The 14,738-nt window shown below is 64.5% G+C and carries 12 protein-coding genes; 7 read left to right on the top strand and 5 right to left on the bottom strand.

Annotation, left to right across the window (positions count from 1 at the left end; all coding sequences use genetic code 11):
• Together HDG33_RS23565 and HDG33_RS23560 are read left to right on the top strand one after the other, a co-directional pair.
• Nucleotides 1–570 carry a molybdopterin-dependent oxidoreductase gene (locus tag HDG33_RS23565; RefSeq protein WP_184034139.1) on the top strand — a complete coding sequence of 190 codons (570 nt, stop codon included), beginning with the start codon at nucleotides 1–3 and terminating at the stop codon, nucleotides 568–570.
• The gene (locus HDG33_RS23560; RefSeq protein WP_184034136.1) at nucleotides 540–2,387 is read left to right on the top strand and encodes a hybrid sensor histidine kinase/response regulator; all 1,848 of its coding nucleotides are present in this window, start codon (nucleotides 540–542) and stop codon (nucleotides 2,385–2,387) included. Before HDG33_RS23565 ends, HDG33_RS23560 begins: the two co-directional genes overlap by 31 nt.
• Before the next feature lie 51 nt (nucleotides 2,388–2,438).
• On the opposite strand, the gene HDG33_RS23555 is transcribed toward HDG33_RS23560, so the two are convergent.
• From HDG33_RS23555 to HDG33_RS23545, 3 genes are all read right to left on the bottom strand, one after another.
• The gene (locus HDG33_RS23555) at nucleotides 2,439–3,293 is read right to left on the bottom strand and encodes a helix-turn-helix domain-containing protein (protein ID WP_184034133.1); all 855 of its coding nucleotides are present in this window, start codon (nucleotides 3,291–3,293) and stop codon (nucleotides 2,439–2,441) included.
• Nucleotides 3,294–3,701: 408 nt separating this feature from the next.
• On the bottom strand, nucleotides 3,702–5,042 hold the full coding sequence (locus HDG33_RS23550; protein WP_184034130.1) for a type II toxin-antitoxin system HipA family toxin: 1,341 nt from the start codon (nucleotides 5,040–5,042) through the stop codon (nucleotides 3,702–3,704).
• Between the two features lies 1 nt (nucleotide 5,043).
• On the bottom strand, nucleotides 5,044–5,298 hold the full coding sequence (locus HDG33_RS23545) for a helix-turn-helix domain-containing protein (protein ID WP_090806037.1): 255 nt from the start codon (nucleotides 5,296–5,298) through the stop codon (nucleotides 5,044–5,046).
• A 217-nt stretch (nucleotides 5,299–5,515) separates the two neighbouring features.
• Between HDG33_RS23545 and HDG33_RS23540 the strand changes: the two genes are divergently transcribed.
• The 5 genes from HDG33_RS23540 (at nucleotide 5,516) to HDG33_RS23520 (ending at nucleotide 11,632) form a co-directional block, all read left to right on the top strand.
• Nucleotides 5,516–6,856 (top strand): FAD-binding oxidoreductase, encoded by a 1,341-nt coding sequence (locus tag HDG33_RS23540; protein ID WP_184034127.1) that lies wholly within the window; start codon nucleotides 5,516–5,518, stop codon nucleotides 6,854–6,856.
• A 47-nt stretch (nucleotides 6,857–6,903) separates the two neighbouring features.
• Complete coding sequence (locus HDG33_RS23535; RefSeq protein ID WP_184034124.1) at nucleotides 6,904–7,536, top strand: C39 family peptidase; 633 nt, start codon at nucleotides 6,904–6,906, stop codon at nucleotides 7,534–7,536.
• A gap of 130 nt (nucleotides 7,537–7,666) precedes the next feature.
• The gene (gene lhpI, locus HDG33_RS23530; RefSeq protein ID WP_184034121.1) at nucleotides 7,667–8,599 is read left to right on the top strand and encodes a bifunctional Delta(1)-pyrroline-2-carboxylate/Delta(1)-piperideine-2-carboxylate reductase; all 933 of its coding nucleotides are present in this window, start codon (nucleotides 7,667–7,669) and stop codon (nucleotides 8,597–8,599) included.
• Nucleotides 8,600–8,834: 235 nt separating this feature from the next.
• Nucleotides 8,835–10,316, top strand: coding sequence for a glucose-6-phosphate dehydrogenase (gene zwf / locus HDG33_RS23525; RefSeq protein ID WP_090806032.1), 1,482 nt, complete (start codon nucleotides 8,835–8,837; stop codon nucleotides 10,314–10,316).
• 170 nt (nucleotides 10,317–10,486) lie between these two features.
• Nucleotides 10,487–11,632 (top strand): nucleoside hydrolase, encoded by a 1,146-nt coding sequence (locus HDG33_RS23520; protein WP_184034118.1) that lies wholly within the window; start codon nucleotides 10,487–10,489, stop codon nucleotides 11,630–11,632.
• A 39-nt stretch (nucleotides 11,633–11,671) separates the two neighbouring features.
• Here HDG33_RS23520 and HDG33_RS23515 read toward each other — a convergent pair whose 3' ends face one another.
• A complete protein-coding gene (locus HDG33_RS23515; protein WP_184034115.1) occupies nucleotides 11,672–12,628 on the bottom strand; it encodes a LysR family transcriptional regulator in 957 nt (318 codons plus the stop codon).
• A gap of 739 nt (nucleotides 12,629–13,367) precedes the next feature.
• Nucleotides 13,368–14,420: an NAD(P)-dependent alcohol dehydrogenase gene (locus HDG33_RS23510; RefSeq protein WP_018420855.1), complete on the bottom strand. Its 1,053-nt coding sequence runs from the start codon at nucleotides 14,418–14,420 to the stop codon at nucleotides 13,368–13,370.
• Nucleotides 14,421–14,738 lie beyond the last annotated feature (318 nt).

Here is a 14,738-nt window from a genome sequence, read left to right as displayed (position 1 = left end):
ATGGCCAATCTGATTGCAACGCTGTGCAAGGCAGCCAGCGGAACCGGTGTGCCCTGGCGGATGCGCTGGCTGGCGGGGCTGGCGGGACTGATCGTCGGGCTTTCCGTCTGTTGCGCGCATGCGCAGCCGGGCGCGCGGCAGTCGCCGGCGCTGGCGCTCGACGTGCAGGGCAAGATCGCCAATACCAACGACGCCGCGCATCGCACCTATCACTTCAACGAGGCTCAACTGCTCGCGCTGCCCGTGCATACGATCACGACCTCGACCACCTGGACGCCGCGCTCGACGTTCACCGGGCCCAGGCTCGCCGACATCCTGAAGGCCGTCGGCGCGCACGGCACCCAGATCGAACTCCATACGTTCGACGACTACACCTACACCGTGCCGGTGTCGGACTGCGAACGCTACGGCGTGATCGTCGCGTACAGCATGAACGGCCAGCGCCTGAAACTCAGCGACTTCGGGCCGCTGTTTCTGATCTATCCGCGCGACGCTTTTCCAGATGAACTGACTGGCGCGGTCGGCGACTCGAAATTCGTATGGCAGATCAAGGCCCTCATCGTCAAATAGCGCGCCGTCCGTGGCGGCGCGTGTTGAACGTGCTGATCTGGCTGATGGCGCTCGCGGCGCCCGCCGGCGCGATCGGCTATCTGCTCTATGCGAACCTGTTGAACCCGCGCGCGACCGAGCAGCTGACCCGTACCTACGACGGTTTCTACTGGGACGCCGCGCAACTGCAGATCGCGTACGCGCGCTTCGAGAACCAGCTGCTGCTGTATCAGTCCGGTGCCGACGACGATTATCAGCAGTTGCAGCTGCGCTTCCAGCTGCTGCAATCGAAGCTGCGCGTGATGGCCGGCTCGACGCATCGGCTCTCCGCGCAGCTCGCTCTGTTGCAACGGCAGCTCGACGAAATCAAGACGCTCGAGACTGTGCTCGACGACATCCAGCCCGAGATCGAGGTACTGCAGCGCGACCGTGCGCGTGCCGCGCGGATCGACGCGCAGCTGCGCCAGCACTGGAGCGAGGTCAACGATCTCGCGCTGTCGCGCCGTTTCGCCGATGTCGCCGACCGCGAGGCGATGAACCGCGATTTCATCGACAAGCGCCGCATTCTGTTCGCGGGCGGTCTGGTGCTGCTATTGCTGTCGGCGGCGGCGACGCTGCTGCTCGTGCTCAACGGCCGGCGCCGCACGCGGCTGATGCGCCAGCAGCGCGCGGCGCTGGAAGCCGAGCATCAGGCGAGCCGCGCGGCGCGCGAGGCGAGCCTCGCGAAGGATGCGTTTCTCGGCATGATCGGCCATGAACTGCGCACGCCGCTGCATGCGATCGTCTCGTCGGTGGAACTGCTCGGCTTCAACTATCACTCGGAGGCCGACCGCAAGGTGATCCAGCGGCTCGAAACCGCGGCGCGCCATCTCGAGGCGCAGATGAAGGACCTGACCGACTACGCGCGCCTTGGCGCCGGCAAGCTCGAACTGCGGCACCAGCATTTCGAGCCGCGCGAGCTGCTGGCGTCGATCGTCGATGAACACACGATGTCCGCCAGGACGCGCGGGCTCGAGCTCGAAAGCGAGGCGAGCGGCGCGAGCGGGCTCGTCGAGTCGGACCCGCACCGCATCCGGCAGATCGTCAACAACCTCGTCACCAACGCGATCCGCTACACCGAGACCGGCACGGTGCGTGTCGAACTGCGGCAAGAGCCGGCGCTGCTGGTTTTCGTCGTCAGCGATACGGGGCCGGGCGTGCCGTCCGAACAGATCCCGCTGATCTTCGAGGAGTTCACGCAGCTCGACGCGTCGCGCACGCGCCGCTTCGAAGGCGCGGGGATGGGGCTCACGATCGTGCAAGGGCTCGTGAAGCTGTTCGGCGGCACGGTGGATGTCGCGAGCACGGTCGGCGAGGGCACCAGCTTCACGGTGACGATCCCGGTCGTGCCGGTCGCAACCGTCGAGCCGGCCGAGGTCGCGGAGCAAGCCGAGCCGGACGGCGCGCAGCCGTGCGTGCTGATCATCGACGATAACCGGCTGATCCGCGAGTCGCTCAGCGAAATGGTCGCGCACATGGGCTACGACTCGCTCGCACTCGGCAATGCCAACGACGCGCTCGCGTGGCTCGACACCCACCGCTGCGAAGTGGTGCTGCTCGATCTGCACATGCCGGAGCGCGATGGCTACACGTTTCTCGAAGACTTCGCGACGCGCGACGGACCGTCGGCGGGCGTGCCGGTGATCGTGGTCAGCGCGTACGCGCCGGAGGTCGTGCGGGATGGCGAAAGTGGCGCGACTGGTGTGCCGTCGGTGTTCGAGGCGCTGTTAAAGCCAGTCCATTACGAGGATCTGAAGCACGCCCTGCAGCGGGCGCTGGCGGCGCGGCATCAGGCGTGAGCGCGTGAAGGCGGCGCTGCCGCGAACGGGGCGCGCATCGGCGCCCGTGCTTCAGGGGCGGTTCAGCCGCTTCGACAGATCGGCGACGAGGATCGCCATGCGCGCGGGCTTCTCGTAGCACGCGACGTCGAAATCGCGGATCACCTGGCTGATCTCCGATTCGCTGGCCTTGCCGGTCAGCAGTTCGCCGGTCAGCACGAAGATCGGCGCGTCCGGGTTCTCCGACGCGCGCACCGTGCGAATCGCGTCCGCCGAGGTCTGCGAGCCGAACAGCCAGTCGATGATCACGCCGTCGAACACCTGCGTCTGCAACTGCTCGCTGAAGGCCGCGAGCCCATAGATCGCGACCGCCGCGAAGCCGCTGCGCTCCAGATAATCGCGCAGGTTATCGGCGCTTGCACGATCGTCGTCGACCACCGCGATGGCCGGCTTGTCGGTCTCGGCGCGGCGCGGATAGATCTCGATCTTGTGGACTTCGTACGCGCTCTGATACAGCGCGCCATCATGACGCGAGACGCGCCATTGACCGAGCCGCGAATAGGCGACGAATTCCGGGCGGCTACCCGGTTCGAGCGCCGCGCCGACCCACGCGGTGCAGGCGATTTCGGTCGCGCCGATGCAGAACACCGCCTCCTGGGCGATCGCGCCGACGACGCCCGGATCGAGCGACTGCGCGCCGAACAGCTGCGCCGCGGGTTCGTCGAATACCTCGGCGACTTTCTTGATTTGCGACAGCGTCCACGGACTATTGCCGCGCAGTTTGCGGTGCCCCTGAGAAAAACTCAGATCGAGGATGCGGCATAGCTCCGTGGTTTGCTGTCGCTTGCCGATTCCATGCCTGCTCATCAACTCGCGCACGCGCTCGGCAACCGCGATGGAGTCGGGTGAGTGTGTTTCGTTGGCCATGCTGCGTGAAAATCCGCCGGGTTAAAAGGTACATCTGGAGCGCGGTCGGCAGGCGCAAGCCGACCCTGCGCATGCTATGCGCATGAATCGGTCACGCGGGGACAGCAAATGTACCGTAAAAAAATTCACCATTTATGATTTTGTCAGACCGGCCGCCGAGTCCGCTGATGCAAGCGACGCCATGGCCGTGCCGGTGACTTTTGATGCATTGAGCATCAAAAGGCATTCTACCGGTGAAACGATGACGAAACCGTAGGGAATCCACGAATGGAGTAGTGCGCAAGGCGACGGATCCGGCTGCTTGCCGCAAAGCCCGGCAGGTCCGCCCTTGCGGAAAAGCCAGGCGAGAGGCGCAATGAAAAGTGTGTCCGGAGGTATCAGGATTGCGCCGGCACGCGCGGTCCGCGTTCAGCTTGCCGGCATCGTGTCGAGCCGGGCCGCCGAATTTTGAAGTCCTTTGAAAATCCGCTCGGCGACCTTGCCCGGAAAGCGCTCGGGCAACTCCGCCGACACCCGCTCGATCACGCCAGGTGTCTGCTCGATCAGACGCTGGAGCAGCGGCTCGGCGTCGGCGCCGTACGAGCATTTCAACGCCATCGCGTTGAAGTGTCGCCGCTGCACGTCGCGAAACGCATCGTGCTTGCTGCGCGACCATAGACCCATCGCAAGCCGCGCCTTGTACCACGACCACTGGTTCGGGCCGTTGCCCTCGACCGGCCAGATCGACATCACGTCGTAAAGCGGCGTCAGACGGTACTGGCCACCGGCGAGCAGGCGGATGCTGAAGTTCTTCGCGTGGCCGTCCGGCGCGGCCAGCATCCAGAACAGGATCTGGCTCGCGAGCAGGGTCTCGATGTCCTGCCGCGCCTCGACCGATTGCTGCAGAATCCGCGCGAGGTCGAGCACGCCGGGGCCGCCCGCGTTTTCGTACTTGCGATGCGACGGCACGCCGTACACCTGGCAGAAATCTTCCTGCGGCAGACGCAGCAGCCAGTTGCCGCTCGAATGCATCTGCCGGTCGAAGCGTTCGACGGCGAGCACGCGCTGCTTGCCGAACCTGAGCACCTCGGTGTTCGCGACCGGCAGGCCGAACGCGCGCAGAATCCGCAGACACAGCCACTCGTTTTCGACCGACGTGCTGAGATCGGCGAGCCGGTTGCCGACCAGCCCGAGCGGCAGCTTGAAGATATGCGTGGTCGGCGTCGCGCCGTGCGGCCGTTGCCATTGGCCGTCGTGCCACAGCAGCGCGGTTTTCTCCTGCGCGCCGGCGAGCGAGATGCGGAAGTCGTCGGATTCGTCGGGCGCGCCGAGCGTCGGTTTGCCGACCGTCTGCGCGAGCAGCGCCTCGATGTCGTCGTCGGAAAGCGGTGTGCCTTCGATGCGCTGGACCCCGTCCGGCGCGTCGTCTTCGGCGAGCAGCTGGACCGCGCCGACGCAGTCGCGGCCGATGGCCTGCAGCAGGTCGAACGCTTCGAGCGTTTCGGTCCGGTAGCGCTGCGCGATGCGTTTGCGGATGACGTCGCTGTCGGGCAGCAGGTTGTCGAAGTAGTTGAGCACCCGCGGCCCTTTGTGCGTCATGTTGCCGGGGGTGAACGGCAGCGACAGCGACAGCGGACGACCCGCGGGCGACGCGATCCAGGCGGCGTCGTAGGCGAACTCCATCGGGCCGCGCGCGGGCAGCCGCCAGAGCCCGACGCGCTCGCCGTTGGCCCACACCGACAATGCCTTCGAAGCGGTTTGCCGGGCCATCTCACCACTCGACGTTCGGTGCCGGCTCGGAGCTCGGCTGATTTTTGTCGCGCAACTGCAGTTGCAGGCCGTAGGCGCCGCACAGCGCGAGCAGCTGGGTGAGCGTGAGCCCGCTCGCATCGGTTTCGAGCGCGGAAATGCGGCTTTGGCTCACGCCGACGCGCGCGGCGGCCTCGGTCTGCGTGAGGCCGGCCTGGCGGCGGCTGGCCGCCAGCAACTGCGCGAGCTGGTCCGACGTGGCGATCAGGTGGAGCATGGCGGATTATCTGCGAGACGAATAAACGCAATTTATGCGTGACACGAATATTTGTCAAATATTTGCGTGACGCATAATCGACGAATATTCGTGTGACGGATAATCGGGCATTTCGGCAGGCGCCGGCTGCGACCAGCCGCGGTACCGACGTCGCTCGTCATTGCGGACAATGGCTCCCACTGCGAAGATGACGCCCACATCGCCAACCCGCCCACCCATGACCACGACTTACCCGCTGCACTCGACCTTCACGCCCGCCGACCAACCGTTTCCCAGCCACGCCGACGTCGTGATCGCCGGAGCCGGCATCATGGGCTGCGCGGCCGCTTATTACCTGGCGCGGCGCGGCCTGTCGGTGGCGGTGCTCGACAAGTCGCGGATCGCCGGGCAGCAGTCATCGCGCGCGTGGGGCTTCGTGCGTCAGCAGGGTCGCGAAGCCGCGGAGGTGCCGCTGATGATGGCCAGCATTCCATTGTGGAAAGAACTCGAACGTGAGCTGAATTTCGATCTCGAATGGCGCCAGGGCGGTTGCCTGTATGTCGCCACCCATGACGAAGACTGGGCATCGTTTCAGCAATGGACCGAGGTCGCGCGTCAGTATGGCCTCGATACCCGCACGCTCGACCGCCGGCAGATCGACGCCGTGGTGACCGGCATGCAGGGCCCCGCGCTCGGCGGCCTGTACACGCCAAGCGACGGTCAGGCCGAACCGCGCCGCGTCGCCGCGGCCTTCGCGGCACGGGCGGCCGAAGCCGGCGCGCTGTTTTTCGAGGGCTGCGGCGTGGTCGGCATCGAACGCGCGGGCGGTGCGATCGCTGGTGTGGTCACCGAGCGCGGCACGATTCGTACCTCGCGTCTGATCTGCGTGGCCGGCGCGGGCAGCTGGCGACTGCTCGGAACGCTCGGTCTCGAACTGCCGCAGCAGGCCGTGCGCGGTACCTGCATGCGCACCAATCCGTTGCCGCCGATCACGGCGTCGACCTTCTGGGGCCACGGTCTCGGCATCCGGCAGCGCGCGAACGGCGCGATCAATCTCGCCGACGACATGCAGGTCGACGTCGACATGACGCTCGGTCATTTCCGCGCGCTGAAATGGTTTTTGCCCGAACTGTGGACGCAGCGCGAGAAGTTCAGCTTCCATCTGAACGGCGCCTGTTTGCACGATCTGCGCGAACGTCTGCCGGGCGGCGTGCCCGACGCCGAACGCGCGCTCTATCCGCGCGACCCGCATCCGCAGCCGAACGCGAGCCACGCGCCGCGCGCGCTGAAAAAGCTGCGCGCACTGTTTCCGGCGTTGCGCGACGCCCAGGTGGTCGAGGCGTGGGCGGGGCTGATCGACGTGTTGCCCGACGGCATTCCGGTGATCGATGCGCCGCCGCAGGTCCCGGGCCTGACGATCGCGACCGGCTTCTGCGGTCACGGTTTCGCGATGGGGCCGATCGTCGGCAAGCTGCTGGCTGAACTCAACGATGGCGGCGAGGCGTCGCTCGATCTGTCGGCGTTCCGTTTGCAGCGTTTCTTCGACGGCACGATGAAGCGGCCGCGCAGCATGCTGTAACTCCGCGCAACCCAGCCCGATACAACCCAACCCGACCGATACCACCGATGACCGAAGCCGTTCTCCGCCACGCCGACGTCCCGTACTACACGCAATGGGGCAGCCCCGAGTGGGTGCGCGACATCGTCGAACAGCAGCGCGACCCGTGCGACGATCCGCACTGGCAGCGCAGCGGTTTCGCCGACCCCGAGCGCTATCGTTTCTGGGCGCAACGCCTGTGCGGGCTGACGTGCCTCGAGTCGGCTCTCGACTACTGGAGCATCGATCACGCGCCGCGCGCCGCACTGCTCGACGACGCGCTGCGGCACGGCGTATACCGGTTGCGCGACGATGGTGGCGTCGACGGTCTGATCTACCGGCCGTTCGCTGACTGGGCGGGCCCGGCGTTCGGCCTCGATATCGAGGTGCTGCCGCAGGCGTCGCTCGAGGAGATCGCGGCGCGGCTCGACGCCGATACGCTCGCGATCGTGTCGGTGAGTCCCGAGATCCGCTATCCGGAGCGGACGAACCAGCGGCGGGGCGGTCACCTGATCCTGCTGCACGGGCGGAATCGCGACGGCGTGTGGTTTCACAACCCGTCGGGCGTCGCGCCGCATCAGTCCGACGTGTACCTGCCGTTCGCGACGATGTCGCGTTTCCATGCAGGGCGGGGAATGACGCTAAGCCGCGGCACGAGCTAGCCGGTGCGCTGGGCATGAAGCGGAGTTCGCGATTCGGCGGGCAGTAGACGTCCACACGACTGGTCAATTTTTTCGCGCTCGGTTACGGTGACGTCATGCCCACTCCATCCCCCATTGGATCGTTCCGCCCATGACCCGCCCGACCACGCAGATCTTCGACGCCGCCGCCACCGCGCGGCTGATGCCTTACGCAGCGCTTGTCGACGCGTTGAGGCGCGCTAGCATCGACTACGCGCAACGACGCATCGTGAGCCCCGAGCGGCTCGTCGTGCCGCTGAACGCCGGCGGCGTCATGCTGTCGATGCCCGCCACCGCGCCCGATCTCGCGATCCACAAGCTCGTCAATGTGTGCGCGAGCAACGGTGCGCGCCATCTGCCGACGATCCACGGTCAGGTCATGGCCTTCGATGCCGACACCGGCGAGACGCTGTTCATCCTCGATGGTCCGACAGTGACGGGGCGCCGGACCGCGGCGATGTCGATGCTCGGCATCGCGACGTTCGCTGCGGGCGCGCCGCGTGAATTCCTGCTGATCGGCACCGGCACGCAGGCGCTCAATCATCTGGAGGCGATCGGCGAACTGTTTGCCGACGCGCGCGTGTGGGTCAAGGGCAGCGCGCCCGCGCGCGCCGAAGCGTTCTGCGCGGCGCAGCGCGGCAAGGTGCGTGAGCTGCGGCCGCTCGCGGATGCGGGCGCGACGATTCCCGCTTCGGTCGAGGTCGTGATCGCGTTGACCACGAGCAAACAGCCGGTCTACGACGAGACGGCGCGCGCCGAGCGGCTCGTGATCGGCGTCGGCGCTTTCACGCCGCAGATGGTCGAGATCGGCGCGACTACGATCGCGGGCAGCGCGCTGTTCGTCGACGATCAGGCTGGCGCAATGCACGAGGCCGGCGATTTCATCCAGGCCGGTGTCGATTGGGCGCGGGTGGGCGGGATCGCCGCGGTGCTCGAGCAGACGCAGCCCTTGCCGGCGGGGCCGGTGGTGTTCAAGAGCGTAGGCTGCGCGGCGTGGGATCTGGCCGCATGCAGGGTCGCGCGTGACGCGCTGGCGCGCGGCTGACCGTCAGCGGCCCAACCGGCAAATATCGCGCAAAATATCCCGAAAAAACGACTGTCTGGCGCGCAAGGTTGGCAACTTGAGCTAACCTGCGGCAGATGCTGCCGTGCAAACTATCTAAAAACGTTGCACCATAGATGTTTGCCGGAAAAAGCGCCATAGCGGACGTGAGCCGTAGCCCGTCCGCCCGCCGCCGATTCCTGATCGACGCCTTCCCCCTAGACGCTGCGACCGTGCCATGACGACCCAACAAGCTCCTGCCACACCCGACCTCCCGCTCGACATGATCATCTTCGGCGGCACCGGCGACCTGTCGTTCCGCAAGCTGCTGCCCGCGCTGTACATGGCGCATCTGCACTGCAACCTGCCGCCCGACACCCGCATTCTGACGATCGGGCGCAAGCCCTGGTCGCGCGAGGAATACATCAGCGAATTCATGGAGCAGAAGGCCAAGCCCTTCATCGACGAAAAAGCGTTCGACGCGTCGGCGTGGGACAAATTCCTCGCGATTTTCGAATACGTGCGGATGGACGTCGATGCGGCCGAGGACTACCTGCGCCTGAAGGAAGCGTCGCGCGACGGCGTGAACCGCGTGTTCTATCTGGCGACGTCGCCGGATCTGTTCACCCATATCTGCGACAACCTGTCGTCGGCCGGGCTCGTCGACGGCAATTCGCGGGTGGTGCTCGAAAAGCCGCTCGGCCACGATCTCGCGTCCGCTCAGGAGATCAACAACGCGGTCGGCAAGCATTTCGAAGAAGCGCAGATCTACCGGATCGACCACTACCTCGGCAAGGAAACCGTGCAGAACCTGATGGTGCTGCGCTTCGGCAATCCGATTTTCGGGCCGCTGTGGCAGGCGCCGTACATCAAGAGCGTGCAGATCACAGTGGCCGAAACGGTCGGCGTGGGCAGCCGCGCGGGGTTCTACGACAAGACCGGCGCGCTGCGCGACATGGTGCAGAACCACCTGCTGCAACTGCTGTGCATCGTCGCGATGGAGCCGCCGGTGTCGCTCGATCCCGACGCGGTGCGCGACGAAAAGCTGAAGGTGCTGCGCTCGCTGCGGCCGATGACGCCCGAGGACATCGCGCGCGACACGGTGCGCGGCCAGTACACGGCGGGCGCGGTGGATGGCGAGGCGGTCAAGGGCTACCTCGAGGAAGACAACGTGCCGGCGGGCAGCCGCGCCGAAACCTTTGTCGCGTTGCGCGCGCGGATCAACAACTGGCGCTGGGCCAACGTGCCGTTCTTCCTGCGCACCGGCAAGCGGATGCAGAAGAAGCTGTCGGAGATCGTCATCGAATTCTCCGATCTGCCGTTCTCGATCATCCCGAGCGGTGGACGAACCTACGGCAATCGTCTGGTGATCCAGTTGCAACCCGAAGAGTCGATCCAGTTGCAGGTGCTCGCGAAAGAGCCGGGCAGCGGCATGCACATGCTGCCGGTGAGCCTGAACCTCGACCTGCAGCAGGCGTTCACCGAGCGTCGCGCGGAAGCCTATGAGCGGCTTCTGATCGACGTGATCCGCGGACGTCTGACGCACTTCATGCGCCGCGACGAACTCGAAGCGGCATGGGCGTGGGCCGAGCCGATTCTCGAAGGCTGGGCGAAGTCGGGCGAGCGGCCGCGCTCATATTCGGCGGGCACGTTCGGACCGGCGGCATCGACCGCGTTGATGACGCGGGAGAACGCCGTGTGGGCGGAGGAATCGCAGTAACGGGCTTTTGACAGCGCGCTATGCGAAGCGGCTCGCGACGTTGCAGTGGCGTCGCGAGCCGCTTTTGCGTGTGCTGTCGTTGCCGCGCTGATTATTCGTCATTCATACGACTTGCGCCTATGATGGTTTCCTTGTCCGCGTCACTCAGCGGCATTCCAAACGGGGCATCGATGGGGCGAATTCTCGTGGCATTGATCTGGGCGGCAAGCGTGGCAATCACACTCGATCTCACGGCTTGCGCCAGCAGCAGTCTCGGTGCCCGGAGCGATCCGCCGAAGGTGATCATCGACAGCGACTACAACACGCTCGGCGACGACGGCCAGCTCGGGGTGATGGCCGCGCAATTGCAGGCGCAGGGCTCGCTGAAAGTGCTCGGCATTACCGTGGTGTCGGGCAATCAGTGGCTGAAGCAAGGTGTTGCCGATGCGCTGAAATCGGTCGAACGACTCGGCGTCGAACAACAGATCGGCGTCTATGCGGGCGCCAACTACGCACTGACGCACGACTTCAAAACGATCCAGCGGGAACTGAAGGAATTCCCCAGCGGCGATGGCTATGTTGGCGCATGGAGCAAGCCCGAGCCGAAATCGGCTAGCGACCTCGTCGCGCCGCCGGACGGCTTCGCGACGCACACGAAGGTGCAGAGCCAGAGCGCGATCGACTTCATCGCCGAATCGGTCAAGCGGTACCCGGGCGAGGTGACGATCCTCGCGATCGGCCCGCTGACCAACATCGCGTTGGCCACGCGCGAGCATCCCGAGATCGTGCCGCTGATCAAGCAGATCATTTACATGGGCGGCGCGATCGACGTGCGGGGCAATACCACGCCCACCGCCGAATTCAACTGGTGGTTCGATCCCGCAGCGGCGAAAGCGGTGCTGCGTCTGCCGATCAAACAGACGGTGATTCCGCTCGACGTGACGGATACCGTGAAAATGGACAAGGCACTGTACGATCGCGTCGCGCACGATCATGCGAAGCAGACCATCATCACGCAACTGTTCAGGACGCTGAACGGCTACGGAGACGACGGCAAGAACGGCTTCGAGACCAATCCGAACTACACGACGAACATCTGGGACACGCTGACGCTCGCCTATCTGATGCATCCGTCGTTCGCGACGCAGACCGTCGAGGAGTGGGTGGACGTGGATACGGGCTTCGGCGCCGACGATGGCAAGGCAAGGGGCTACACGAGTTCGCCGCCGCCGGGTTTGCAGAAGATGACGGTCGTCAAACGATTTGATAATCCGGCGTTTTTTAATTTCTATGTCGATCTGTTGACGCGGCCGGTGCCGGTGCGGCCGTTGGACTAGTCAACGCGCGAGCGCCGCGCGCCCGGACCCGCACCCGCTTCACGCGGGATGCAGGCCGCGCAGCAACTGACGCACGCGCGACAGATCCTGCTCGACGTGCCCGGCTTTCTCGAACAGTTCCGCGAGCCAATCGACGAACGCGCGCACGCGCGGCGACACGCGGCGGTTCTTCACATACGCGACCGAGACCGGCATCGGCACGGGTTTCCATTGCGGCAGCACTTCATGCAGCAAGCCGGAATCGAGGTAAGGCTGCGCGGCGATGCGCGCGGGCTGGATCATGCCGAGGCCTTGCAGTCCGCAGGTCAGGTACGCCTGTTCGTCGCTGACTTGTACGAAGCCGTTGAGCTTGACCTTGCGCGCTTCGCCGCCCACTTCGAAATCGAAGTCGCATTCGCGGCCGCTATGCGGCGACACGCAGTTGACCGCGACGTGCGCGCGCAGATCATCGAGATCGGCGGGCGTGCCGTGGCGGGCCAGGTAGGCCGGACTCGCGCAGGTGACCTGATCGAGCGTGCCGAGTTGCCGCGCGACGAGATTGGAATCGGGCAATTCACCGAGCTGGATGCTGCAGTCGATTGCTTCGGAGACCAGATCGACGGTGCGGTTGCTGACGCCGATCGCGAGGTCGAGGTTCGGGTAACGGGTGTGGAAGTCGTCTAGCGACGGCAGCACGATTGCACTCGCTACCGCGCTGGGCATTTCGATGCGGAGGCGGCCGGTGAGGTTGTCGGTCGAATTGCGGAGGCTGGCTTCCATTTCGTCGATGTCGGCCAGGATTTGCGCACAGCGTTCGTAGTAGGCGGCGCCCTCCGGCGTGATGCTCAGGCGGCGCGTCGTACGGACTAACAGCGCTGTGCCCAGCAGGGCTTCCAGGTTCTGGACGATCGTCGTCGCTGTTGCACGCGGAATGTTTAGTGACTCCGCTGCGCGGGTGAAGCTGTTGGTGTCCACAATTCTGATGAATGTGCGCATTGCAGTTATTCTGTCGATCACTGGGATGCTCCAAATGGGTTTTTCTTTTTTGCCTGTGGCGGGTTTGTCGTTGTTCTTGTGGTGTTGGCCTTTCCTTGCTTTGTTATCGGTCTATTAGCGTTGCCCCTGTGCGGGGCGGCACCTACTTTCTTTGCTGCTGCAAAGAAAGTAGGCAAAGAAGACAGCTCAAACCGCTAATTCTTAAGCGGGCACCGTGCTCCACAAATGGCAGTGGTGCATCTGGAATCCGTGCCCCCGCACATTCCGCGGCAGTGACAAAGCCGTCATCCATCCCACTCCGCACTACGTGCGTCGCGGACCGGTATGCAAGGAAAACCAGAGTGTTTTTTTAGGTTGGTGAGGCCATCGGCTGCGCCTCGGCGACGCGCCGAAACGACCAATGGTTTGAGACCAGCGCTTCGGCGCGCGCAGCGCCGCCGGAAGAATGACGGCCTTGTCACTAACGCGGAGTGTGCGGGAACACAGATTCCAGATGCACCACTGCCCGCGGAATACAGAGGGACCCGCTTAAGAGTTAGCGGTTTGAGCTGTCTTCTTTGCCTACTTTCTTTGCAGCAGCAAAGAAAGTAGGTGCCGCCCCGCACAGGGGCAACGCCAATAGACCGACAAGAAATCAAGGAAAGGCCAACGCCCCAAGAACACAGAAAAAAGGGCGAAGGCAAAAAAACACAACAACAAAACAGAACCCCGCGCCGCAGGCGCAAAAAAAACCACCCGCTGCGCGGCCAAAAAGTTGCTATTACTTCCGCATCGAATCCATATCAACCACAAACCGATACTTCACATCGCTCTTGAGCATGCGCTCATACGCTTCATTGATCTTCTGCATCGGAATCATTTCAATATCAGAAGTAATGCCATGCTCGCCACAGAAATCGAGCATCTCCTGCGTCTCGGCAATACCGCCAATCAGCGAACCAGCAAGGCGCCGCCGCTTGAAGATCAGATTGAACACCTGCGGCGACGGATGATCGTGCTCGGGAGCGCCCACCAACGTCATCGTCGCGTCACGCTTGAGCAGATTCAAGAACGGATTCAGATCATGCTGCGCAGCCACCGTATTGAGAATGAAATCGAAGCTATTCACATGCGCTTCCATCTCCTGCGGATTCTTCGAAACCACGACTTCATGCGCGCCAAGCCGCTTCGCATCCTCGATCTTCGACGGGGAGGTCGTAAACAGCACGACATGCGCGCCCATCGCCCGAGCCAGCTTCACACCCATATGGCCGAGTCCACCGAGGCCGACAATCCCGACCTTCTTGCCCGGGCCCACGCCCCACGTGCGTAGCGGCGAATACGTGGTGATGCCCGCGCACAGCAGCGGCGCGACACCCGCGGGGTCGAGATTCTGCGGCACGCGCAGCGTGAAAGCCTCATCGACGACCAGTTGCGTCGAATAGCCACCGTAAGTGACCTGTCCGTCGACGCGATCGACACCGTTATACGTGCCCACCCAACCGTTCTCGCAATACTGCTCGAGACCTTCCGCGCAGCTCGAACAGGTGCGGCACGAATCGACCAGACAGCCGACCGCGACCAGTTCACCGACCTTGTACTTCGTCACGTTCGGACCAACCGCGGTCACACGGCCTACGATCTCGTGGCCCGGCACGACCGGGTAGATCGTGTTCTTCCATTCGTTGCGCGCCTGATGCAGGTCGGAATGGCACACGCCGCAGTACAGCACTTCCATCTGCACGTCATGGGCGCGGGGTGCGCGGCGCTGGATTTCAAATGGGGCGAGCGGCGCGGTGGCGTCGGTCGCTGCATAGGCATACGTCGTGCTCATGGATGGCTCCAGCAAAGAGGGTGATGGCGCAACATGCGACGCGCCGGCGATGCGCAACACTGGGTTGCGGATGCGGCGGGCCGCAGCATGAACCGGGATCGGGGCGCGAGCGTTGGGGGCCGCCGTTGGCAAGCTGTCGGCGCATGGCGGTCGATGACCGCGCACGCTGCGCGCGTCGAAAAAGGCGATCCGGCAGGGTTCCCATCTTAGGAGCCCGGCGCCGCCCGGGGAATACCTGATCGTCTTGAAGGTTTGCCTAAAACTCTGGAGGGACAGCGCGACAGGCTGTTTGATGCTAAATTTCAAGCATTATTCTCC

It is taken from the genome of Paraburkholderia sp. Cpub6 (genome assembly GCF_014201065.1).
GTDB classification, from domain to species: Bacteria; Pseudomonadota; Gammaproteobacteria; order Burkholderiales; family Burkholderiaceae; genus Paraburkholderia; species Paraburkholderia tuberum.
The sequence above is the reverse complement of the archived record's forward strand: the minus strand, read 5'-3'. Positions and strand labels throughout refer to the sequence as shown.